21 protein-coding genes are annotated in these 20,621 nt (G+C 42.3%); 11 read left to right on the forward strand and 10 right to left on the reverse strand.

All coding sequences use genetic code 11. The features are described 5' to 3' along the window. Positions 1 to 36 precede the first annotated feature (36 nt). Positions 37 to 1,653, forward strand: a complete 1,617-nt coding sequence (locus HZA08_12080) for a DEAD/DEAH box helicase (GenBank protein MBI5194159.1) — start codon at positions 37 to 39, stop codon at positions 1,651 to 1,653. Positions 1,654 to 1,657: 4 nt separating this feature from the next. On the opposite strand, the gene lgt is transcribed toward HZA08_12080, so the two are convergent. Beyond that, a complete protein-coding gene (gene lgt, locus HZA08_12085) occupies positions 1,658 to 2,440 on the reverse strand; it encodes a prolipoprotein diacylglyceryl transferase (protein ID MBI5194160.1) in 783 nt (260 codons plus the stop codon). A 168-nt stretch (positions 2,441 to 2,608) separates the two neighbouring features. Between lgt and HZA08_12090 the strand changes: the two genes are divergently transcribed. Next, positions 2,609 to 2,911: a Dabb family protein gene (locus HZA08_12090; protein ID MBI5194161.1), complete on the forward strand. Its 303-nt coding sequence runs from the start codon at positions 2,609 to 2,611 to the stop codon at positions 2,909 to 2,911. 13 nt (positions 2,912 to 2,924) lie between these two features. Here HZA08_12090 and msrA read toward each other — a convergent pair whose 3' ends face one another. Together msrA and HZA08_12100 are read right to left on the reverse strand one after the other, a co-directional pair. Then, entirely contained in the window at positions 2,925 to 3,869 is a 945-nt protein-coding gene (gene msrA, locus HZA08_12095; protein ID MBI5194162.1) for a peptide-methionine (S)-S-oxide reductase MsrA, read from the reverse strand. An 82-nt stretch (positions 3,870 to 3,951) separates the two neighbouring features. Continuing rightward, the gene (locus HZA08_12100; protein ID MBI5194163.1) at positions 3,952 to 4,359 is read right to left on the reverse strand and encodes a hemerythrin family protein; all 408 of its coding nucleotides are present in this window, start codon (positions 4,357 to 4,359) and stop codon (positions 3,952 to 3,954) included. Positions 4,360 to 4,865: 506 nt separating this feature from the next. On the opposite strand from HZA08_12100, the gene HZA08_12105 reads away from it, so the two are divergent. The 9 genes from HZA08_12105 (at position 4,866) to HZA08_12145 (ending at position 13,693) form a co-directional block, all read left to right on the forward strand. Then, on the forward strand, positions 4,866 to 6,221 hold the full coding sequence (locus HZA08_12105; GenBank protein MBI5194164.1) for a carbohydrate porin: 1,356 nt from the start codon (positions 4,866 to 4,868) through the stop codon (positions 6,219 to 6,221). A gap of 40 nt (positions 6,222 to 6,261) precedes the next feature. Continuing rightward, the gene (locus HZA08_12110; GenBank protein MBI5194165.1) at positions 6,262 to 7,047 is read left to right on the forward strand and encodes a DUF4198 domain-containing protein; all 786 of its coding nucleotides are present in this window, start codon (positions 6,262 to 6,264) and stop codon (positions 7,045 to 7,047) included. A gap of 320 nt (positions 7,048 to 7,367) precedes the next feature. After that, entirely contained in the window at positions 7,368 to 8,000 is a 633-nt protein-coding gene (locus HZA08_12115; GenBank protein ID MBI5194166.1) for a hypothetical protein, read from the forward strand. A 26-nt stretch (positions 8,001 to 8,026) separates the two neighbouring features. Beyond that, positions 8,027 to 8,659, forward strand: coding sequence for a cobalt transporter CbiM (cbiM, locus tag HZA08_12120; GenBank protein MBI5194167.1), 633 nt, complete (start codon positions 8,027 to 8,029; stop codon positions 8,657 to 8,659). Then, positions 8,619 to 9,437 (forward strand): cobalt ECF transporter T component CbiQ, encoded by an 819-nt coding sequence (gene cbiQ, locus HZA08_12125; GenBank protein ID MBI5194168.1) that lies wholly within the window; start codon positions 8,619 to 8,621, stop codon positions 9,435 to 9,437. Before cbiM ends, cbiQ begins: the two co-directional genes overlap by 41 nt. A 113-nt stretch (positions 9,438 to 9,550) precedes the next feature. Further along, complete coding sequence (locus HZA08_12130) at positions 9,551 to 10,642, forward strand: energy-coupling factor ABC transporter ATP-binding protein (protein ID MBI5194169.1); 1,092 nt, start codon at positions 9,551 to 9,553, stop codon at positions 10,640 to 10,642. Positions 10,643 to 10,848: 206 nt separating this feature from the next. Then, positions 10,849 to 11,559 (forward strand): tetratricopeptide repeat protein, encoded by a 711-nt coding sequence (locus HZA08_12135; GenBank protein MBI5194170.1) that lies wholly within the window; start codon positions 10,849 to 10,851, stop codon positions 11,557 to 11,559. Positions 11,560 to 11,568: 9 nt separating this feature from the next. Then, positions 11,569 to 12,546, forward strand: a complete 978-nt coding sequence (locus HZA08_12140) for an ABC transporter ATP-binding protein (GenBank protein ID MBI5194171.1) — start codon at positions 11,569 to 11,571, stop codon at positions 12,544 to 12,546. Between the two features lie 166 nt (positions 12,547 to 12,712). After that, complete coding sequence (locus tag HZA08_12145; GenBank protein ID MBI5194172.1) at positions 12,713 to 13,693, forward strand: dipeptide ABC transporter ATP-binding protein; 981 nt, start codon at positions 12,713 to 12,715, stop codon at positions 13,691 to 13,693. Positions 13,694 to 13,703: 10 nt separating this feature from the next. Here the strand turns inward: HZA08_12145 and HZA08_12150 are convergent, their stop codons facing one another. From HZA08_12150 to HZA08_12180, 7 genes are all read right to left on the reverse strand, one after another. After that, the gene (locus HZA08_12150; protein ID MBI5194173.1) at positions 13,704 to 14,924 is read right to left on the reverse strand and encodes an ATP-binding protein; all 1,221 of its coding nucleotides are present in this window, start codon (positions 14,922 to 14,924) and stop codon (positions 13,704 to 13,706) included. 99 nt (positions 14,925 to 15,023) lie between these two features. After that, complete coding sequence (locus HZA08_12155) at positions 15,024 to 15,206, reverse strand: nucleotidyltransferase domain-containing protein (protein ID MBI5194174.1); 183 nt, start codon at positions 15,204 to 15,206, stop codon at positions 15,024 to 15,026. Continuing rightward, the gene (locus tag HZA08_12160) at positions 15,197 to 15,667 is read right to left on the reverse strand and encodes a DUF3037 domain-containing protein (protein ID MBI5194175.1); all 471 of its coding nucleotides are present in this window, start codon (positions 15,665 to 15,667) and stop codon (positions 15,197 to 15,199) included. Before HZA08_12160 ends, HZA08_12155 begins: the two co-directional genes overlap by 10 nt. Before the next feature lie 87 nt (positions 15,668 to 15,754). After that, complete coding sequence (locus HZA08_12165; protein MBI5194176.1) at positions 15,755 to 16,522, reverse strand: DUF1829 domain-containing protein; 768 nt, start codon at positions 16,520 to 16,522, stop codon at positions 15,755 to 15,757. Between the two features lie 27 nt (positions 16,523 to 16,549). Next, complete coding sequence (locus HZA08_12170) at positions 16,550 to 16,954, reverse strand: HEPN domain-containing protein (GenBank protein ID MBI5194177.1); 405 nt, start codon at positions 16,952 to 16,954, stop codon at positions 16,550 to 16,552. Further along, positions 16,944 to 17,258: a nucleotidyltransferase domain-containing protein gene (locus HZA08_12175; protein MBI5194178.1), complete on the reverse strand. Its 315-nt coding sequence runs from the start codon at positions 17,256 to 17,258 to the stop codon at positions 16,944 to 16,946. Before HZA08_12175 ends, HZA08_12170 begins: the two co-directional genes overlap by 11 nt. A 20-nt stretch (positions 17,259 to 17,278) precedes the next feature. Beyond that, positions 17,279 to 20,419, reverse strand: a complete 3,141-nt coding sequence (locus HZA08_12180; protein ID MBI5194179.1) for an N-6 DNA methylase — start codon at positions 20,417 to 20,419, stop codon at positions 17,279 to 17,281. Between the last annotated feature and the right edge of the window lie 202 nt (positions 20,420 to 20,621).

The following is a 20,621-nucleotide window of genomic DNA, read 5'->3' on the forward strand; positions in this document are numbered from 1 at the left end:
TTACGGTTCAATAAATAACAGAAAAGGAAAATAACAGTGGAAAATTTAAGATTTGAAGAATTAAATTTATCAAAAGAGATACAGAAGGCTATTACGGAGATGGGTTTTGAAGAGGCCACGCCGATCCAGTCGCAGTCCATTCCATATCTTTTAGATGGAAGAGATGTGCTTGGCCAGGCACAGACCGGTACGGGAAAGACAGCGGCATTCGGTATACCTGTTTTAGAGATGGTAGACCCGCATTCAAGGAACTTACAGGCGGCGATTGTATGTCCTACGAGAGAGCTTGCCATTCAGGTAGCAGAAGAACTTAAAAAACTCGCAAAATATAAAAGGGGAATCGAGATACTGCCTGTCTACGGAGGTCAGCCGATAGACCGCCAGTTTATTGCATTAAAAAGGGGTGTACAGATTATGATAGGCACACCCGGCAGGATCATGGACCACATGAAACGCCGTACACTGAAGATGGAAGGCGTTAAAATGGTTGTACTGGATGAGGCAGACGAGATGCTGGATATGGGATTCAGAGATGACATTGAGGCCATACTGAAACAGACTCCAAAGGATAGGCAGACTATCCTGTTTTCTGCAACGATGCCTAAGGCAATCCTTGAATTGACAAAGAGATACCAGAACAATCCGATGACTATAAAGCTGGTACATAAAGAGATGACTGTCCCTAAGATTGAGCAGGTCTATTTCGAGGTCAAGGAACATGCTAAGGCAGAGGTCTTCTGCCGCCTGATTGACGCCTATAACCTTAAACTATCGCTTGCGTTCTGTAATACAAAAAAGAAGGTAGACGAACTGGTGGAGACGCTCAAGGCAAGGGGATACCAGGCTGAAGGACTTCACGGTGATTTGAGCCAGTACCAGAGAGACCGGGTGATGTCACGGTTCAGGAAAGGTACTGTTGAGATATTAGTTGCAACAGATGTGGCGGCACGCGGAATTGATGTCGAGGACATTGAGGCAGTGTTTAATTATGATGTCCCTCAGGATGATGAAAACTATATACACAGGATAGGCAGAACAGGCAGGGCCGGCAGGGCTGGAAGGGCATTTACATTTGTGGTTGGAAGAGATATTTACAAGATAAAAGATATACAGAAATTTACTCATGCAAAGATTAAGTTAGAGAGGGTGCCTTCCCTGAGTGATGTGGCAGAGGTCAAGACAAACATCCTGATGGAAAAGATTAAGAAGACTATAGATGAGGGTCATCTGACGAAATACGAAAGTATGATAGAAAGGGTCATAGATGAAGATTATACATCTTTAGATGTAGCCGCTGCACTGTTAAAGCTTACTATGGATGAAAAACCTAAAGAAGAACGGCCACATGAGGTTGAAGATGATACTAAAGAAACCGGAGCCAAACATGGAATGGTGAGGTTTTTTATTAATATTGGAAGCCAGCAAAAGGTTCAGATAAAGGATATCGTAGGGGCTATTGCCGGAGAAACAGGTATTCCATGCAAGGCGATAGGGGCAGTAGATGTTTTTGATGGCTATACATTTGTGGAAGTACCCAAAGAGTTTGCAAAGGATGTTCAGCGTGGAATGAAAGAGGCTAAGATAAAGGGGAAGAGGGTTAATATAGAGATAGCGAATCCGAAAGTCAGCAGGGACACCAGGGGCAGGGATTAGTAAGTTACCTCGTTTTCTGCCTTGGGAAAACAAACACAAAATATCCGACAGCTAATATTAACGGAACTAAACTCAGCACCTGGCCCATTGATAAGGGGAATGCGTCAGGCAGGACATGGAGGTCCTTTTTAAATTCAATAATGAATCTGCCGCCGAAGTAAAGTACGGTGTAGAGAAACAGAAAAAACATCGGCGGTGTCTTTCTGTAATATTTTTTGTAGAGCAGGAATAAGATAATAAAGATGAAAATGCTTAGCACTGCCTCATAAAGTTGTGCAGGATGACGCGGAAAATTCTCACCGGCGTATTTAAACACAACTCCCCAGTTTCCACTTGTAGGTATGCCGACTATCTCTGAATTAAAAAAATTCCCAATCCTAACACACGCGGCTGTAATAGGAAAACCGAGTACAAAGGCATCCGCATATTTTGAGAACTTTATCTTGTGAACTCTTATCCATATATTGAAGGAGATAAAGACACCTATTGCCGCACCATGACTCGATAGCCCGCCGTTCCATATCTTGATCATCTCTGACGGATTGCTGAAATAAAATCCCGGCTCGTAAAAAAGTATCTCTCCCAGCCTTGCACCTATAAGCAGGCCGAAGAATAGATAAGTAATGCCGCTCTCCGCATCGGACAGAGGGTATTGTTCCCTCCTGAATATCCATCTGACAAAAAGGTAATTTAACATAACCCCTGCAGCAAAAAGCACACCGTACCAGCGGATGCTGAACGGCCCCAGCTCAATCATCACAGGAGACAGGTTGTGAATAAAAATCATAGTTTTTTATACCCCACACTTTATTCTCCCCTCCCCTTGCGGGAGGGGATTAAGGGGAGGGGGGGTCTACCTTTCTTTAATTTATTCAGATATAATCCCATTTAAATCGTGAATCATTTTAAACTTTAGAGAAGCCGGTGTAAAGAGATAAAACAGGAGGTAATATAAATGATAAAGCACATCGTTTTGTTCAGGTTGCAAGAATCAGCATTGGGCAAGAGTAAAGATGAAAACCTGCGGGAACTGAAAGCCCGGCTTGAATTACTTCAGGATAAAATTACAGTGGTAAAGTCCCTTGAAGTCGGGATCAATATTGGTGCCTCTGCAAGCGCCTCTGACATAGCCATCTACTCTGAGTTCGATGACATGCAGGCACTGGAAGAATACCGCGTACATCCTGAACACGTAAAGATAGTAGAGTTTATTGACAAGGCATGCTCGGAGAGGCGTGTGGCAGACTATGAAGTCTAATATCGAAGCCCTGCTATGATTTCTCAAACAGCCGTTTATATTTACCATATCCCTCTTTTTCAAAGTCCTCTTTCGGGATAAACTTAATCGCAGCGGAGTTTATGCAATACCTCATGCCCTCAGGCTCAGGGCCGTCATTAAACAGATGACCGAGATGAGAATCAGCCGTTCTGCTCCTGACCTCTGTCCTCGTCATAAAGAGACTCCTGTCCTCTTTTTCAATAAGACATTCAGACTCCATCGGTTTTGTAAAACTTGGCCAGCCTGTCCCTGAATCGAATTTATCAAGGGAACTAAAGAGAGGTTCTCCGGATACCACATCAACGTATATCCCTTCCCGGTGATTATCCCAATATTCGTTTTCAAATGCCCGTTCAGTGCCGTTCTCCTGAGTGACATGATATTGAATCGGGGTTAATTTCTTTTTTAATTTCCTGACGCTCCAGACCTTTTCAATATATTGATCCCGTCCTGACATGTATCTGTAATATTTATATCTCTCAGGATCCTTTTTGTGGTAGTCCTGATGATAATCTTCAGCAGGATAAAACTCAGCACACCTCCGGATTTCTGTTGCGATTGGCTTCTTAAACTTCCCTGACTTTTCTATCTCTGTTTTCGATTTCTCAGCAAGTTGCCTCTGTTCATCATTGTGATAAAAGATGGCTGACCTGTATTGTGACCCCCTGTCCACAAAGGAACCGCCTGCATCTGTCGGGTCAATCTGTTTCCAGAATGTATTCAGCAGTTGATTATAACTTACTTTGGCAGGATCATAGATTATCCGGACTGCCTCAATATGTCCTGTTCGCCCGGACGATACCTCTTCATAAGTGGGATCTGATTTCTCACCGCCTGTATAGCCGGAGATTACATCTGCAACCCCGTCAAGCTCTTCAAAGGCTGGCTCCATGCACCAGAAACACCCGCCTGCAAATATCACCTCTTCAAACTGCATATCCTGATTGCCCATGTAATTCTCCTCCTCTTATTTATATTATATGGGACAATCAGGATAATTTTCAATGTTCAATGACCGATTATACAACTCCTTTGCTGTTAAGGAATGGGCTGTATTTCTTATCCGTTCCGCAGATATGTTTTATCAACCAGTCTTTTAAAAACGCCATCACCTCCACGCTGAGTACAACCTTTCCGGATTTGAAATTATCCCTCATTTCAATGGCCTGTTTTGTAAAATTGGCATGTTGTTTCTGATGTTCCAGATACCCGGCATAAGAATACTTCTGAAACATTTTCTCTTCCGCATTGAAGTGAAAGACCGTGTAATTTACAAGGTCAGATAATATACTTTCCAATACGTCCTTTCCTTTACCGGACTTCATCCCCTCATTCAATTTGTTAATCAGCTCGACAAGCTTCCTGTGATGTTCATCAAACACCTTTACATTCACGCTATAATTCTCATCCCATGTAATTAATGCCATTTTTCATTCTCCTTTCGGCAAATTTTATCGGGGCTATGCAGGATTAATGAATACCTCCCACCCTTTTCTAAATTGGGAATCTGCACGATTCTTGGATGAACCGGTTTGTTTGCAATTCCCCTCTATTTTTCCCAATAAAAAAATCTTGACAAATCTTAATATATAGTGTTTTATTAAGTCTCATAACGAAGAGGTGAACCTCTTCAGGTAAAGATTCAAAGCAAAATAACGATATAATAAAGGCCACGAAGGTCTATCAACTTGAAAAAAGCTGGTAACTTTCGTGGCCTTTTTTATTTCGGTTCATTCAATCTATGGACCATGAAGGTTCTATCCACATTGTATTGTGGAAGAATATACCTTCGTGGTTTTTTTTTGAGTGACCCCATGAGCTCATGACTCACAAAGGATAAGGGAAATTCCCTCTCCCTCAGGGAGAGGGTCAGGGTGAGGGTGGGTTATTTTGTATGTACGTTTAACCAACAAGCAGAAAGGAGAGTAGAACAATGGCTTCAAAGAGAAGATTTATGCTAAACATTCTGGCAGCAACATCAGCAGCAGTCCTGTTTTCCAGTACATTTATGTATTCAACCGTACTGGCGCATGATGGGGAGGAAGACAGTGATCATCAAGGGGAAATCCTCTTAGCTCGTGAAGGTGAAGATAGTGTAACCAGACCAGCTACAGAAGAACACCATGAGGTCGGTGCAGAGCTTGGTCACAAGCTCCACCCGATCCATTCTGACAATCAGGCCAGGATTAGCGGCTGGCTTACAGCGATAGCACAAGGGACATTAGGAAGTAAGGATGTCTCCGGCAGGAAAAATGACATGGCAGAGGGTTCTCTATCCGGTGACATATTCTACGAGGCCAGACTTGATGGGAGTGACGACTTCATGCTTCACATAGATATCCAGCAGGGTGAGGGTTTGGTCAATACCCCTGCACTATTTGCCTCTCCTAATGGAAATGTTACAGGACCGAATAACGATGTTGAGTCATTTCTGGGTGACCAGGTCCATCTGGCGGAGGCATGGTATGAGACAAAATTTGTAAACGACACGTTGACCCTTACCCTCGGTCAGCTTGACCCGACGGTCTATTTTGATACCAACAATTATGCAAATAATGAGCGGTTTCAGTTTATAGCAAATCAATTCGGCAATAACACGACAATAGAGTTTGGGGGAACAGGGAACTTCTATGGGGCTGGATTCAGGTTAACCTACTCACCAATGGATCTGATTGAGATTACCGTTGGTGGGTTGGATGGTGATGGGGATTATAAAGAGATGTTTGACCGGCCTTTTGTAATCGCTGAGGTGGATCTAAAACCAAAATTGGCAGGGAAGGAAGGGAATTACAGGTTCTATGTTTGGCAAAACTCCCTTCCTCACTACAGGCTTGATGGAGATGGGAATACATCCTTTGTTACTACGGTAGGTAATCCATCAGTAAACCTTCCCACTGTGTTAATTGGCGACAAGAACTCCGGCTTTGGCATCAGCCTGGATCAGGTACTTACAGATAATCTTGGTCTTTGGGCCCGCCTTGGGATCCAGGATGGTAATGTATCCCAGTTTGACCGCCATGTGAGTGGAGGCATTCAGCTTTCAGGCGGGGCCTTTGGCAGGAAAGATGATGTTATTGGAGTAGGAGTTGGTTATACCTTAATTAGTGATACCTATAAAAAAGCCTCAGGCCTGAACGGCAACGAGCTTTATGCTGAGGCATACTACAATATTGCTGTAAAAGAGGGCTTTTATGTGACACCGGATATCCAGTATATTGCCAATCCAGGAGGCGATGATAACAGGGATTCTTTTGCAGTCTATGGCGCAAGGGCCGGGGTGATGTTTTAAATAAAATAATAGAATGACAAGCTACGAGGAAGGAACAAAGATGAAGAAGGCAGGGATTTTTTTAATAACTATGATATTGGGATTTTGCATTAGTGGCATTGCCAATGCACATTTCCAGATGATAATCCCATCTGACGAGATGGTGTCACAGATAGAAAGCAATAAGATCAATTTAGATGTGAGATTCTACCATCCATTTGAAGGGCAGGGAATGAATATTGATAAACCTGTGCAGTTCGGCGTGATGATTGGCGGAAAGAAGTTCAATCTTCTTAATGAGCTTAAAGATATTAAACTTAATGACAGACAAGGTAAAAAGTTTACTGCCTTCAAGTCTACTTATGCAATTAAAAACCCGGGTGACCATGTCTTTTTTGTGGAACCTAAGCCATACTGGGAGCCGGCGGAAGAGACATTCATAATCCATTACGCAAAGGTAATAGTTAATGCCCTTGGGATGGAAGAGGGGTGGGGTACAGAGGTTGGACTGAAAACTGAGATAGTGCCGCTTACAAGGCCTTATGGATTATGGGTCGGCAATGTATTTCAGGGTATTGTAAAACTTAATGGCAAGCCGCTTCCTTTTGCGGAGGTTGAGGTAGAATACTTCAATGATCAAGCAAAGATGAAGGCCCCTGCAGACCCTATGATTACTCAGGTTGTTAAGGCTGATCAGAACGGTGTCTTTACTTATGCAATGCCAAAGGCCGGTTGGTGGGGATTTGCAGCCCTGAGTACGGATGAAAAGACAATGGTACATGATGGGAAGGAGTATCCAATAGAGATTGGGGCTATATTATGGGTGAAAACATATAACATGAAGTAAGTAATAATTTCCCCTCCCCTTGCGGGCGGGCTGTAAATATGTTTAATCAAAACTTCTCCCCCACTTGCGGGGGGAGGCAGGAGGGGGGCAAAGGGGAGGGGGAAATGGTCTCTTGACTTTAAATTTCATGTTAGGTATAGTTTTTGCTATATTTTATATAATGGCATATAGTATAACACTCCTCAAGAAGAGGATGCTGAAGTTAGTGAAAGAAGTGCATCATTATAATGAATGATGGCCATGTAGGCCTGATACCCTTTTTTAGATAGTAAAAGGGGCCTATATGGCCATTTTGTTTTTTAGACACGGAGAGATTTAAAATGATAAAATCATCAGAAAAAAAAGTTCGGTTTTTCTTGCTTCTGACTTCTTGCTTCTTGCTTCTTACGTTCTTTTCTTTTATCCATGCTGACAATGCCCATGCCCATAAAGTCCAGATGTTCACCCATGTAGAAGGTGATAAGGTCTTTATTGAGGGATATTTTCCGGACGGGAAAAAAACTATTAACAGCGAAGTGACCGTCTTTGATAACAAATCAGGAGAAGAACTGCTCAGAGGAAAAACTGATGTTGAAGGTAAATTCTCATTTAATCCACCCAGAAAGACAGACCTCAGGATAGCCCTTAATGCCAGTCTGGGTCATAAAACAGAATATATACTACCGGGTGATGAACTTGCCGATACAAAAAATAAACCTGATAAGAAGACCGTTTCTGATAAAAAAGTAAAATCAGATAAAGGGAGTGAACAATCTATAGCCTTAGCTCAGACCGACACTGCAGAACTTTTGCTTGCAGTTGAGAAAGGTGTTGAGAAGGGTGTTACCCCTTTGATGCGTGAGTTTGCAGGTTGTAAAGAACATGTCTTTTATTCCGAGATTATCGGCGGGATTGGTTATATTTTTGGGGTGCTTGGTATCGTACTTTTCTTTCAATCAAGAAAGAAGAAGTAATCAACAGTTTATGGAGGCAAAATAAAATGCACATCTCCGAAGGAATCCTTTCTGCCCCGGTTCTTGCAGGCGGTTTTGTCGGGACAGCAATTCTGGCCGGTATCACTTTGAGAAAAATGGATATGGAAGAAATCCCAAAGATATCCGTTGTTACAGCGGCCTTTTTTGTGGCGTCTCTTATCCATGTTCCTATAGGCATTACAAGCATACATCTTATCCTAAACGGTCTTGTAGGTATTACCTTGGGGTTACGGAGTTTTCCGGCTATAATGCTTGCACTTGTACTCCAGGCCCTCCTTTTTGGTCATGGAGGGGTTACAGTAATCGGGGTAAATAGTATTATGCTTGGCGGCGGTGGTCTGGTTGCATATTTTATCTGGCAGATGCGCCATCGTTTTAGAACAACTCCAAAGCGGGAACCGATATTCGGCGGCATAGCCGCTGCCTTGAGTGTTGTATTTTCCGGCATTATACTTGCGCTTGCACTTGTAACAACAGGTGAGGAATTCAGGGCTACTGCCGGTTATGCGCTTTTGGCCCATGTTCCAGTTATGGTAATAGAAAGTATTGTTGTAGGTGCGTGTGCAGGATTTCTTATGAAGGTAAAGCCTGACATACTTGCAGGTCATCGTCAGACAGGACAACGCCATGCCCCTTGATATAGACCGCTATGCACATTTAGAAACTTCTATACACCGCTGGGACCCAAGGTTGAAGATACTGTCTCTCGGTATATTCATGTTTGGAACAGCTATCCTTAATTCGATTCCCCTTGTCATTATTGCGATTATTATGGCGATGATATTTCTGAAAATAACAGGCCTGCCGCTCTATTTTATTGTCCAGGGTCTGACATGGGTAGTTTTTTTCTTAGCGCCATTCTTTTTAATCATGCCTTTTTCCTATCCGGGCGAGGCTGCGTTTTACATCTGGAAAATTCCATTTGCATGGGAGGGGCTTCGTCTGGCGACCCTTATATTTATTAAGGCACTTGCCATTGTGATGACTACTTATGCTATATTTGGTTCTGCTCGATTTGATATTTCAATGATTGCGATGCAGCGTTTAAAATGTCCAAAGGTTATTGTGCAGATGCTTCTGTTTACTTACAGGTATATATTTGTTTTTGTAGATGAGATGAAGCGGATGGATACTGCCATGAGATGCCGCGGATTTGTTATGAAGACAGATTTAAATACGCTGTATGTTATGGGTAATTTTGTCGGAACTTTACTTGTGCGAAGTTTCGAAAGAACTACGAGGGTATACAAGGCGATGCTTTCCAAAGGATACCAGGGTGAGTTTCATACAATGGTAGAGTTCAACGCAGGGTGGAAAGATTTTGTAAAGGCTGCTATGGTTCTTTGTGTTATTATAGTGCTTCTTGCATGGAATTTGCTGGGGATATTTAAACCGGCGGTGAAAGGATGGTATTAGTTTAGTAAGCGGTAAGCAGTTAACAGTAAGCAGTAAGTATAGGTCAGAAGCAATAAGTAAGAGGTTAGAAGTAAGACGCAAGAGGCAAAAGTAAGAAAAAAGGAGAGTTATGAATGGCAAGAGATAATGCGATTGAAGTAAATAATGTATTTTTTACGTATCCTGATGGGCATGATGTAATAAAGGGGATTTCATGTAACATCGGGCATGGTGAAAAGGTTGCATTGATCGGGCCTAATGGTGCAGGAAAGTCCACATTTATGAGTTTATTAAACGGTGTACTGCTGTCCAGTGATGGGAAGGTTGTAATAGATGGGTTGGAAATAAGAAAAGAGAATCTTATCGAGGTGCGGAAAAAGGTAGGTATAGTTTTCCAGGACCCTGATGATCAGCTCTTTTGTCCTACAGTGTTTGACGATGTTGCATTTGGCCCTCTTAATCTTGGCCTTTCGAAAGATGAGATACATAGCCGTGTTAAAGACGCCCTTGAGATGGTTGGTTTAACAGGCCGTGAAGAGCGCCCGTCATTTCACCTGTCATTTGGTGAGAGAAAGCGTCTTGCACTTGCAACAGTTTTATCATACCAGCCTGAGATACTTGTATTTGATGAACCTTCTACCAATATGGACCCCCTCAGCCGCAGGAGAATGATAGATTGGCTGAAGACTTCAGATAAAACCATTCTTCTGTGTACCCATGACCTTGATATTGCATTAGAGGTATGTTACCGCTGTATCGTATTGACAGACGGCAAAATTGTTGCGGATGGGCTTGCCTCAGAAATACTTTATGACCGTAAGTTACTTGAGGCAAACAGTCTTGAATTACCGCTGGCGCTACAGACACATGAATTACTCCACGACATGCTTCACTCAGCAACGATGGACGAGGAACACCGCGATATTATCAAAAACTTTCTTCATGCTCATCTTCATATACACGGTCCGGATCAGCATAAGCATGTCCACTTGCATGCACATGAACATGGACATGAACATCTTCACGAAGAGACTGTTCCTGAGACCCACATTCATGAATTAAAGCACCCTGAACATTCACCTGAACATCCTGATGTAATAGTCCCACATTCGCATGAGCATGAGAAAAAACCGGATAAAGAGCCTGCCCCGCAAAAGGGCACCAGACCAAAACGCAAACTCTTCGGCGGCGGCCATTCCCACGGCGACGGGTTTCATACGCATTGATCCGCAGGGCTCATCCGAAAATCAACCCCATCCCCACCCTAACCCTCCCCTTGAAGGGGAGGGAATAAACTTGGCACCCTCTCCCACATATTGCTTAACTCAATCTCAATCTTATTCTTAATCCTACTTCTTGCTTCTCACTTCTTTCTTTTGATCTTTCCCTTGAGCATTGACACTTATAGCCATTTCGAGTAACCTACAAATCCATGACACCGGAACAACAGGATTTATATGAAGAAGGTAGAGTTTTCTTTGAACAGGGAGACTTTGATTCAGCATCAAGGTGTTTCTCTGAGATTGTAAAAGACGGGCCTGACAGATATGCAGATGTTTATAATAAACTCGGAATTATTTACCAGCGTAAAGGACTTTCCCAAAAGGCAGCGACCCTTTTTGAAAAGGCCCTGAAGATAAATCCGGCATATACTGAGGCCGCCCTTAATCTATCTATCGTCTATAATGAACTTGGACGACATGAGAATGCCTATAAGATATTTAATACTGCCGTAAAAACTGTATATAAAACCAGAAAGGTTAAAGACCCTTACATTGACGGGAAACTGGCAAATGAACACGCAAGACTGGGAGAACAGTATTATTTTCTCGGCAGGTTTAAAGAGGCAATATCAGAATACAGGAAGGCACTTAAGTTATGTCCTAACTATCCTGACATAATTACTCAACTTGGACTTGCGTACAGGGAAAATGGCGACCTTGAATCTGCAGCAGATATTTTCATTAAGGCACAGAATGCGGGTCCAAAGTATGTGCCGGCCTTCCTGCACCTCGGTATTACTTATTACATGAAGGGGTTTGTTGATATGGCAATACGGGAATGGAAGCGGGCACTGACTATTGACCCTGAAAATCACGACGCCAGAATATACCTGTCATTTGTATCAAATGCAGAACTCTAAATAGGGCTTATGTTACTAAAGGTAGAAAAACTCAGGACTCAATTTTTTACTTCAGAAGGTGTCCTTCCTGCTGTTGATAATGTCAGCTTCAGCGTAGACAAAGGGAAGATACTTGGGATAGTCGGTGAATCCGGTTGTGGTAAGAGTGTTACAGGTCTCAGTATTATGCGGCTTGTCCCTCCTCCGGGGAAGATAGTTTCAGGCGGCATATCCTTTGATGGACAGGACATCTTAAAATTAAGCAATGAAGAGATAAGGAATCTGCGGGGAAACCGTATTACAATGGTTTTTCAGGACCCGATGACCTCCTTAAATCCTGTGTTTACGATTGGGAACCAGATTGCAGAGATACTGAGGACTCATAAGGGATTCAATCGAAGAAGGGCGATGGAAGAGGCAGCAACATTGCTTCAGCGTGTCGGTATACCTGATTCTGATAGAAGAGTAAGAGAATACCCGCACCAGATGAGCGGTGGGATGAGGCAGAGGGTGATGATTGCAATGGCCGTTGCCTGTGACCCTGCCCTGATAATTGCTGATGAACCGACTACAGCACTGGATGTAACTATACAGGCACAGATACTGAGGCTTCTGAAAAACCTTGTTGAGTCACTCCACACAGCCCTTATCCTGATATCCCATGATTTAGGGGTAATAGCGGAGACAGCAGACGATGTAGCTGTAATGTATGCAGGTAAGATTGTTGAATATGCAGCAACTAATGCGCTATTTAAAGAACCGCTTCACCCATATACTATTGGCTTACTTGAATCCATCCCACAGCCCGGAGATGTGAGGGGACAAAAGCTCAGGGCTATAAATGGCTTTGTGCCGAGGCTTACAGAGTTGCCGGAGGGATGTAAGTTCAGTCCAAGATGTAAATATGTTATTGATAAATGCAGGAGCAAGGAGCCTGAACTCATTGATGCCGGAGGCGGGCATTTTGTAAGGTGCTGGGAGTATAAGACAGTAAGCGGTAAGCAGTGAGCAGATTAAAAGCAGAAGTTAGAAGCAAGAAGTAAGAGGTCAGAATAAGAAGACTGAAGGCTGAAGGTAGAAGTAAGAGGCAAGAAGTAAGAAAAACCTCAGTGGGATTCTAATAATATCCTCCCCCTTTGGGGGGAGGGTGAGCTATGGAGTATTTCATATAAACATGAAGGAGCAACTACTAACAGTCAGGGATTTGAAAAAGTATTTTCCGGTACATGAAGGGATGTTCGGAAAAAAAGGCCGGGTGGTACATGCTGTAGATGGCATTAGCTTTGACCTCTATAAAAATGAGGTGCTGAGCCTTGTTGGTGAGAGCGGATGCGGGAAATCAACAACCGGACGGCTGATACTGAGGCTGATTGAACCTACTGAGGGTGAAATAAAACTCATGGGTGAGGACTTGGGTCAGGTCAGTAAAAAGCGGTTGAAGGAGTTGCGTCGTGAAATGCAGATAATATTTCAGGACCCTTATGCATCTTTAAATCCCAGGTTAACTGTAGGTGAGATTATCGAAGAGCCTCTTATAGTTCATAAGATTGGTACTAAGGCTGAACGCCGGGAAGAGACGGCAACACTCTTACAGAAGGTCGGGCTATCTCCTGATGTTATGAGACGTTATCCCCATGAATTCAGCGGCGGACAGAGGCAAAGGATAGGTGTGGCGAGGGCGATAGCATTAAAACCAAAACTGATTGTGGCAGATGAACCGGTGTCAGCCCTTGATGTCTCCATTCAGGCCCAGGTTGTAAACCTTCTGAAAGAACTACAGGATGAGTATCATATATCCTATCTCTTCATAGCACATGACTTAAATGTTGTAAGGCATATCAGTGACAGGGTAATTGTCATGTATCTCGGTAAAATAGTGGAGCTTGCTCCTGTGGATGACCTGTATAAAAGACCGCTTCATCCATATACACAGGCGTTACTTTCCGCCATCCCTGTTCCTGACCCCTCAAAAAGGGAGAGGAAAGCGATTCTCCTTGAAGGTGATATCCCAAGCCCGATCTCAATACCAACAGGGTGCCGTTTTCATACGAGATGCCCAAAAGTAATCCCGGAATGTAAGGAAGCTGTTCCACCGTTAACTGAATTCGGTAACGGACATGTTGCAGCTTGCATACGGGTAAGGGAGTGGGCTTAATTAATTGTACTCAAGGCAATTGAGCAAGCCACTGATAAGCCGGTGCAATAAGGATTTTGTTTTCTTCATTATTTATCAGCCTGTAGGAATCCCCGCTGCCGGTAAGTTGAACCGCCGGTATCTTGAGGAGTTTTTGGAAAATTTGCAGAGACTTTGATGGAGTTATATCGTTTAACTTCGACTCAATTAGTAAAAATGGTTCCCTGTTTTTCGCTATCAAAAAATCTACTTCCTGCTTCTCCTTGTTTTTTAAAAAATGTAGTGTAAAGTCGCCGTGCCCCATATCGGTCCATAAATTTACAGCCCTCCAAAGCTCTGCGGCAACCATATTTTCAAAACGGGCAGCAGGGTTCTTGATCCTTGGATAGTCCCAGAGGTAATATTTCCTTTCTTTCAGGATCGCCCTCGATATTTTCTCTGTCCACGTAGGTATGCTGAACACAAGGAAAAACCTTTCAAAAACCGATAGCCAGTTGCGGACAGAGTTATATGAGACTCCGAGGTCTCCTGATAAAGAAGCAATTGACAGAGGACTTCCCACCTTTGAAGGGAGAAGAAGATAGAGGGTCTCAATATCGGTTACAGATTTTATCTCTACCACGTCCCGGATATCCTCCCGTATTAATTGATTGGCATAAGTACCGGACCATCGCCTGTATGTCTGCTCCTTGCCTGACACATAAGGTTCAGGAAATCCGCTTAACTCTGACAGGTTATTCCATATAGTCCTGGCCTCTTTCAAACCCTTCATTTTGATTTGAAGAGGGTCAGCAATAAAATCAGATATAGATATGTTTTTTCTCCCAAGCTCTGATACTGACAAAGGGAAGAGGTGAAACATATAATATCGCCCGGCCAGTGAGTCGCCGCCCTTCTGGTATATGTCAAGCCTTCCACTGCCTGTAACAAGGAATTTATAACTGTCACAGTCCCGATCGTATACCCCTTTAAGATAATTCTTCCAGTTTTTATATTTGTGTATTTCATCAAAGATAATTAAAGGTGTGGAGGCATCTATTCTATCAACTTTTTCAAAGAAGTAAGGATCTTCAAATAGTGTGCCCCTGTCGGAATGGATATCCCAGTTGAAATAGAGGCTGTTGCTGAATGATTCCGCCATTATTTTTGAGAGGGTTGTTTTACCGGCCTGCCGTGGACCGGCAAGAAATACCATGCTCTTCTCTGAAGAAAGCTTATTCCATGCATTTAAATACAGCGTCCTGCTTAGCATGGTAACATTTTTTCACAGCAATGAAATATAGTCAAGGCTATTTTTCAGGGCAGGGAAATATAGTCGAGTAAAGTCGCTTAAACTCTGAAAGTTCCACTTTTACATCATGGGAATCGCTCTTTCATAAGGTTTCAAATCAGTATCCATTACCACCATTAAATCAATATCGCTGTCCTTTGTCGCCTGACCATAAGCATAAGAGCCAAACAGAATAATCTTTTCAGGATTGAAGTTGTCAATAATTCTTCTGACAGCTTCCTTTAAATAAACTTCTATATCCATCTGTGTCCTCCTTGTTTCCTTATATCCTCATCGCCCCTGCCATGCCGTTCTGTTTTCTCATAATATTTTTCTACATACCGGCTGTAAAGCTGTTCAAGAGTCTCTTGTGGTTTTTCTGTTATCCCAAAACCCTCCGGTGAAAACTGTAAAGAGCTATCATCAGGCGGTAAAACCTTAGAGGTAAAACCTGCAACACTTGCCGGAAGTTTTTCAAAACGGAGTTCCGTAATCAAACGTTCCCCTTCTTCTTCCAATCTTGCCTGAATATAGCTTACAACCTGACGAAAGTGGTCACCATCAACATTTGAGAACATCTTTGAAAGGCGTCCATACCTCGGCGTACACATGGCACTAAGGAATTTAACCTTTGGAGCATATAACACAACCCCAACGTTTATAAACTCTCCTGTTACAATGTCATGGATATACCTCAAGACTGAGAAACTGTAGGGTGTTTTCATTGCAATATCCTCCTGACTTCAATTCAGGTAAATCCCAATTTCCTTCTAATTGAAAGATTAACTTAAAGATATTTAAAAGCCCAATTCTCAGGCTGCAAGTTTCTCAACATATTTATCACGCTTACTCCATAATAACGGTTCAATATCATAAGCCTTCAACGCATGTATAGTGTCAGGGCTGATTTCTTTATCCTGATCATTAAGCATAGCTATAGCAATTGAATTTTCTGCTCTTACTTTTCTTGCATCATCCCAGGAAAATATCATGGCAGATACACTATTCTTTGCAGGATTGTTAATCGTTCTTAAAACTCTCTCAGGTACTGTCTTAGAAGGTGGTATCACAAAATCAAAATGGTGATTGAAGCCACTTTTCCCGATAAAATTAATATCCTTGGAAAATCTGATCTCGTGTAACAATAGAAACCTCTCAACGTCTTCTTTGAAAAAGCTTGCAACTTTAGCAGGAGCCATTACAAAAAGGTCATTGATCGCAAGCATTGCCTGCAACAGGTTATGTTTTTTTTGTGGAAAATTATCATGGCGGGCCTCTGCTTCAAGGCTATCCCCATTAAGGCTTACCCCAAATCCATTCAGAATAATCTTGAGTTCATTCTTTCTGCGTTCCGTATTAAATTCAAGACCGCTTATCTCTAAATCCATGAGTGTATATCCATCATCTGTTAACAACATCCCCGATGGCGTAGATTTAACATATATCTGCATATAATCATTATGCCGGTCAACAAATGGAGTAGTAAGTTCACATATATCACCTATTGTTTTTATTTTGGCTTTATCTTTAAGCCAATTTGTATACAAACCTACGAGTTGATGGCAATCAAATGCACTCATAGAAATAATCCGCTCCGCAATCAGTAATTACATCTTCCCTTCAAGATGTTTCAGCACTACAGAGTTAACTTTTTTCGCAAACTCTATGGCTTCGTATGCCTTTTCTTCAGGTATTTCATAGTACATCTCAGAAGGGTATCTTGCCTCAACCGCATAAATTGACAAAACCTCAACATCTCCAATCTCTGATTCAAGAGACGGTGAAATATCTTTACATAATAACACAAGGTCTTCAATGGAATGTGTCTTAGGAAAATCTATTTCATGGAACGTCAGGAAGCCTTTCATATATTTTTCAGCGCATTGTTGGGCATGAAAACAAACAGTATCATAAGGCGGATCATCCATTGTCATGGTATATTCAGCAGTTCTGAGGTCGTTTTCGGCTTTTTTGAACCAAGCGTTCACGGCATTTATCTTATCACCGTTCATAGACCACCCTTCCTTTATGAGCTGCCGTATAAATTATGGTTCCAATAATATCCTTAAATCTCTCAAACTCCTGCGGCGTCCTTACAATAACATCTTTAGGTATCCCAAGATATTTCAGGGCCTTCCTTATGGGAATCGCTCTTTCGTAAGGTTTCAAATCGGTATCCATTACCACCATTAAATCAATATCGCTGTCCTTTGTCGCCTGACCATAGGCATAAGAGCCAAACAGAATAATCTTTTCAGGATTGAAGTTATCAATAATTCTTCTGACAGCTTCCTTTAAATAAACTTCTATATCCATCTGTGTCCTCCTTTCTAAATTTACCCCTCTATTCTACTTTCTACCCCTTCCATCTCCCTAACAATCTTCATTGTCTCAACACTCACGGTACATACCCGTTTCAGTAAGTCTATAACCTTATCTTTGTAATGCTGAAAGCGGTAGGTGTTGAATTTATCGGCAATGGTGGGATCAGACGGCTTCTTTTCTTTATACTGATCAAGTATCCATTCAAGGGCACTGCGGTTGCCCAGCTTGTATTCCCAAGCCTCTTTGGGTATGCCGGTCATTGTGGTGAGTTCGTCTATCTCTATGACGCCTCTTTCTTTGTCTGCCCTGAGTTTCACCTTTATCTTTGGCTGGCGACCGTACATCGCCTGTGGTTCGCACACATCTATTATATCTTTAGGCATATCTTTGATAATCCGCTTATGCTCAGATTTTGTATCACTGGTGATGACCTTCAACATATATGGTTCAACGGTCTCATAGTCTATATGTAAGGCCATAAGCTCCTTGCCCCATCCAGCCCATTTCCAAAATTCTTCATAGAATGGTATTCGCGGGAACTCTCGTTTAAGGTTCAGCTCATACTTCTTGCGGTAGGTAGGGTTGTGCAGAACGGCATATACATAATGGAAGATGTCTTCCTTCTCAATCTTATTATCATTGTAATGGCAGCGGAACTTAGCCTGTCCCCAATCGGTAATGTTGTCTATGCGGTTGCCTGCACTGTCGTAACTGTAGAGTGGTAGACATTGAGTTATTCCATTACCTTGTTTTAATAAACCTGCATCAAATACCTTGTTTGTGACTAAAGCATATAGTTCATTAGCAGATGCAATGCTTAAAAAGGAAATTATTCTGTTTTCGAACTCACCCCTAAAACCACAAATTTTTTCTTGTTGATAAATTCTATGTGTGTAAATCCTATCAAAATAAAACTCTTTTTGAATGAAAGGTCTGAATAAAGAGTATGTGATATTCTTTTTATCAAACTTTAATATGTCACCTTTCACCAAGTGGTTTTCAATTTCAGAGCCAAATTTGATCGTTCTTTGAACAAAATCATTTATTGGAATATTCTTTTTAGACTGCATCCATCTTCTTTGTTCTGAAGCATAAAAACTACAAAAGAAATCGGCCTTTTTTTCTAAAGCACTTCCATTAAAATCATAAGACCACTCATCTCTTGCTGTAACAATGCCATTTGAAAAAAGTCCGAAAACTGCTTCTTGGCTCTTGCCTACCTTAACATCTTTATCCACGCAAGCAATCAATTCATTAAAATCATTATCTGCCTGATTTATCCAACTATGGTTTTTATTGGGAGTGATGTGTGAGAACTCAATTTTTTCCATTGGGTTTGTCCGGAGCCATTCAAGCTTTTCTTCTTTGCGCCAGAAGTCGTCCATAGCGACATATTCAATCCTGCATTTTCCTTCCTCCTTCTCTTTCCTCACAAGGAACATAACAGCAACGCCGGTTTGTATGCCGAATACATTATGTGTTGTCCCGGCAATCTTTGGATTGGCGCGGACATCGCTCTTTGTGTCAACTATGTAAGCATGGCTGAATCCATCTTCCACGCATTTGCGGAATCCATCAAAGGTACGACTGTCAATGAAGCTGCGATTGGTAATTAATGCGATTACGCCGTTTTTATCAATCCTGTCCATAGCCCAGCGGTAAAAGCGGGAATACATATCATAAACCTTTGTCTTCTGAGCAGTACTGTTCTTGATGTACGTATCTTTAATGCGCTTATCTATCTCAGGATATTCACGGTTTTTATTGTTCTCGTTTTCATTCTTCTGGTTAGCATTGTATGGAGGATTGCCGATTATGACTGAAATCTTCTTCCGGTTCTGCCTGCGAATGCGCTCGGCATTTTCATTGGTTAGTGCAAATATGTTTTCCTGCTTGCCTGAGTAGTCAAGAGGTGCTGTATTGTCCAGAGTATCCACAAAACAGATGTTCGGAAATTCTTCATAGATCCCCATCTTCTGCTTGTATGTGTATTCTATGTTGAGGTTAGCTATATAATAAGGGAGTATGGCAACCTCGTTGGCGTGGAGTTCATTCCCGTATTTATAGGTCAGATGCTGTTTTGGTATATGCTCGATGATGTCGCAGATGAATGTGCCTGTTCCTGCGGCCGGATCAAGTATTTCTACATTTTTATCGGCAAGGGTCTTGCCGAAATGCTTGAAGAGAAGGTAATCAGCGCTCTCTATCATGAACTTAACTATCTCATTGGGCGTGTAAACAACGCCGAGGCGGTCGGCTGCCTTTGGGTTATAGACCTTGTAAAAGTTCTCATATAGCACCTTGAGAAATTTCTGCTTTTCGTGATGGTCTGCAATGGCTGCGGCTGCGGCATTTATGGAATCGTAATAATGTTCTATGGATGCAAGCAGATTTCTTCGCTCCGCATAGCTGAATAGCGTACAGATGAGATTTTCAAGCTCTGCTGCGATAGTGTTGTGCCGGTGAAAGCCCTGGTCATCGAATATCTTATTGAAAATGTCGCTTGTCAGTATGTGCTGGATCATCATCTCACGGATGTCAACCAGCGTAATGTCAGGATTTATCTCGTCCTTGCAAAGCTTCAGGAATTTGTCACGTTCTTTTATGAAACTTTCACTCTTCGCCCCGGCCTCTTCAATTCTATTTCTCAGGGTTTCAATGATAACTGGGATGTCCTGTTTGAATTTTTCTATTGCATCTTCAAACTTGTATACAGCCTCATTTTTATAAGAAATGAAGGCTGTGATAATAGCGTCAAGCTCATCGGCATTACGGACTGAGGCCCGCATCACTTCTTCGTTGCGCTGGAACAAAACCGCAGTCTGGCTGTCCTCAAAAAGCGTATTGGTGAGTGGATAGCCCTTTTTTATCTTTGTGTCTATCTCATCATCAATTACATCCTTTTCATCCTTGCTCTCCCAGTAACCTACATCCAGTGCCCAAATGTTTTTGAGAATCCCGTCAGGCTTTACCTTGCTGCCGCGCGTTCCCATGCAGGAGACTTCGCGGACCACTTCGTAATTGTTTTTGTGCGCATATTCGTTAAGAAGGAGCCAGAAATAACTCTTTATGGCATCTTCATTACTGGACTTGCCGAATTGCAAGGCACGGTCGAGGTTGGTGTAGTATCGGTTTATAAGGACTTTTGACATGGTTATATCCTTACTTTCATCCTATGTGAGTTAATTCCTCAATGAGCTTTAATTCCGTATCTGTTGAGGCTCTTGCAAAAGTCTCTGTCATCCACGAAATCTTCTATCCCCGATAGCAACATTCGGGGACGGATATGATTTTCAGTAATAAAACACTATATTCCCGCTTAAAACCTGCGGGAATGACAGCATTTTGATACTT

It is taken from the genome of Nitrospirota bacterium (assembly GCA_016212215.1).
GTDB lineage: Bacteria > Nitrospirota > 9FT-COMBO-42-15 > HDB-SIOI813 > HDB-SIOI813 > JACRGV01.

What these genes read in the sequence shown, in the direction of transcription:
- lgt (MBI5194160.1), bottom strand. Translation starts at nt 2,440, where the DNA reads ATGATTTTTATTCACAACCTGTCTCCTGTGATGATTGAGCTGGGGCCG.
- HZA08_12090 (MBI5194161.1), top strand. Translation starts at nt 2,609, where the DNA reads ATGATAAAGCACATCGTTTTGTTCAGGTTGCAAGAATCAGCATTGGGC.
- msrA (MBI5194162.1), bottom strand. Translation starts at nt 3,869, where the DNA reads ATGCAGTTTGAAGAGGTGATATTTGCAGGCGGGTGTTTCTGGTGCATG.
- HZA08_12100 (MBI5194163.1), bottom strand. Translation starts at nt 4,359, where the DNA reads ATGGCATTAATTACATGGGATGAGAATTATAGCGTGAATGTAAAGGTG.
- HZA08_12105 (MBI5194164.1), top strand. Translation starts at nt 4,866, where the DNA reads ATGGCTTCAAAGAGAAGATTTATGCTAAACATTCTGGCAGCAACATCA.
- HZA08_12110 (MBI5194165.1), top strand. Translation starts at nt 6,262, where the DNA reads ATGAAGAAGGCAGGGATTTTTTTAATAACTATGATATTGGGATTTTGC.
- HZA08_12115 (MBI5194166.1), top strand. Translation starts at nt 7,368, where the DNA reads ATGATAAAATCATCAGAAAAAAAAGTTCGGTTTTTCTTGCTTCTGACT.
- cbiM (MBI5194167.1), top strand. Translation starts at nt 8,027, where the DNA reads ATGCACATCTCCGAAGGAATCCTTTCTGCCCCGGTTCTTGCAGGCGGT.
- HZA08_12130 (MBI5194169.1), top strand. Translation starts at nt 9,551, where the DNA reads ATGGCAAGAGATAATGCGATTGAAGTAAATAATGTATTTTTTACGTAT.
- HZA08_12135 (MBI5194170.1), top strand. Translation starts at nt 10,849, where the DNA reads ATGACACCGGAACAACAGGATTTATATGAAGAAGGTAGAGTTTTCTTT.
- HZA08_12140 (MBI5194171.1), top strand. Translation starts at nt 11,569, where the DNA reads ATGTTACTAAAGGTAGAAAAACTCAGGACTCAATTTTTTACTTCAGAA.
- HZA08_12145 (MBI5194172.1), top strand. Translation starts at nt 12,713, where the DNA reads ATGAAGGAGCAACTACTAACAGTCAGGGATTTGAAAAAGTATTTTCCG.
- HZA08_12150 (MBI5194173.1), bottom strand. Translation starts at nt 14,924, where the DNA reads ATGCTAAGCAGGACGCTGTATTTAAATGCATGGAATAAGCTTTCTTCA.
- HZA08_12155 (MBI5194174.1), bottom strand. Translation starts at nt 15,206, where the DNA reads ATGGATATAGAAGTTTATTTAAAGGAAGCTGTCAGAAGAATTATTGAC.
- HZA08_12160 (MBI5194175.1), bottom strand. Translation starts at nt 15,667, where the DNA reads ATGAAAACACCCTACAGTTTCTCAGTCTTGAGGTATATCCATGACATT.
- HZA08_12165 (MBI5194176.1), bottom strand. Translation starts at nt 16,522, where the DNA reads ATGAGTGCATTTGATTGCCATCAACTCGTAGGTTTGTATACAAATTGG.
- HZA08_12170 (MBI5194177.1), bottom strand. Translation starts at nt 16,954, where the DNA reads ATGAACGGTGATAAGATAAATGCCGTGAACGCTTGGTTCAAAAAAGCC.
- HZA08_12175 (MBI5194178.1), bottom strand. Translation starts at nt 17,258, where the DNA reads ATGGATATAGAAGTTTATTTAAAGGAAGCTGTCAGAAGAATTATTGAT.
- HZA08_12180 (MBI5194179.1), bottom strand. Translation starts at nt 20,419, where the DNA reads ATGTCAAAAGTCCTTATAAACCGATACTACACCAACCTCGACCGTGCC.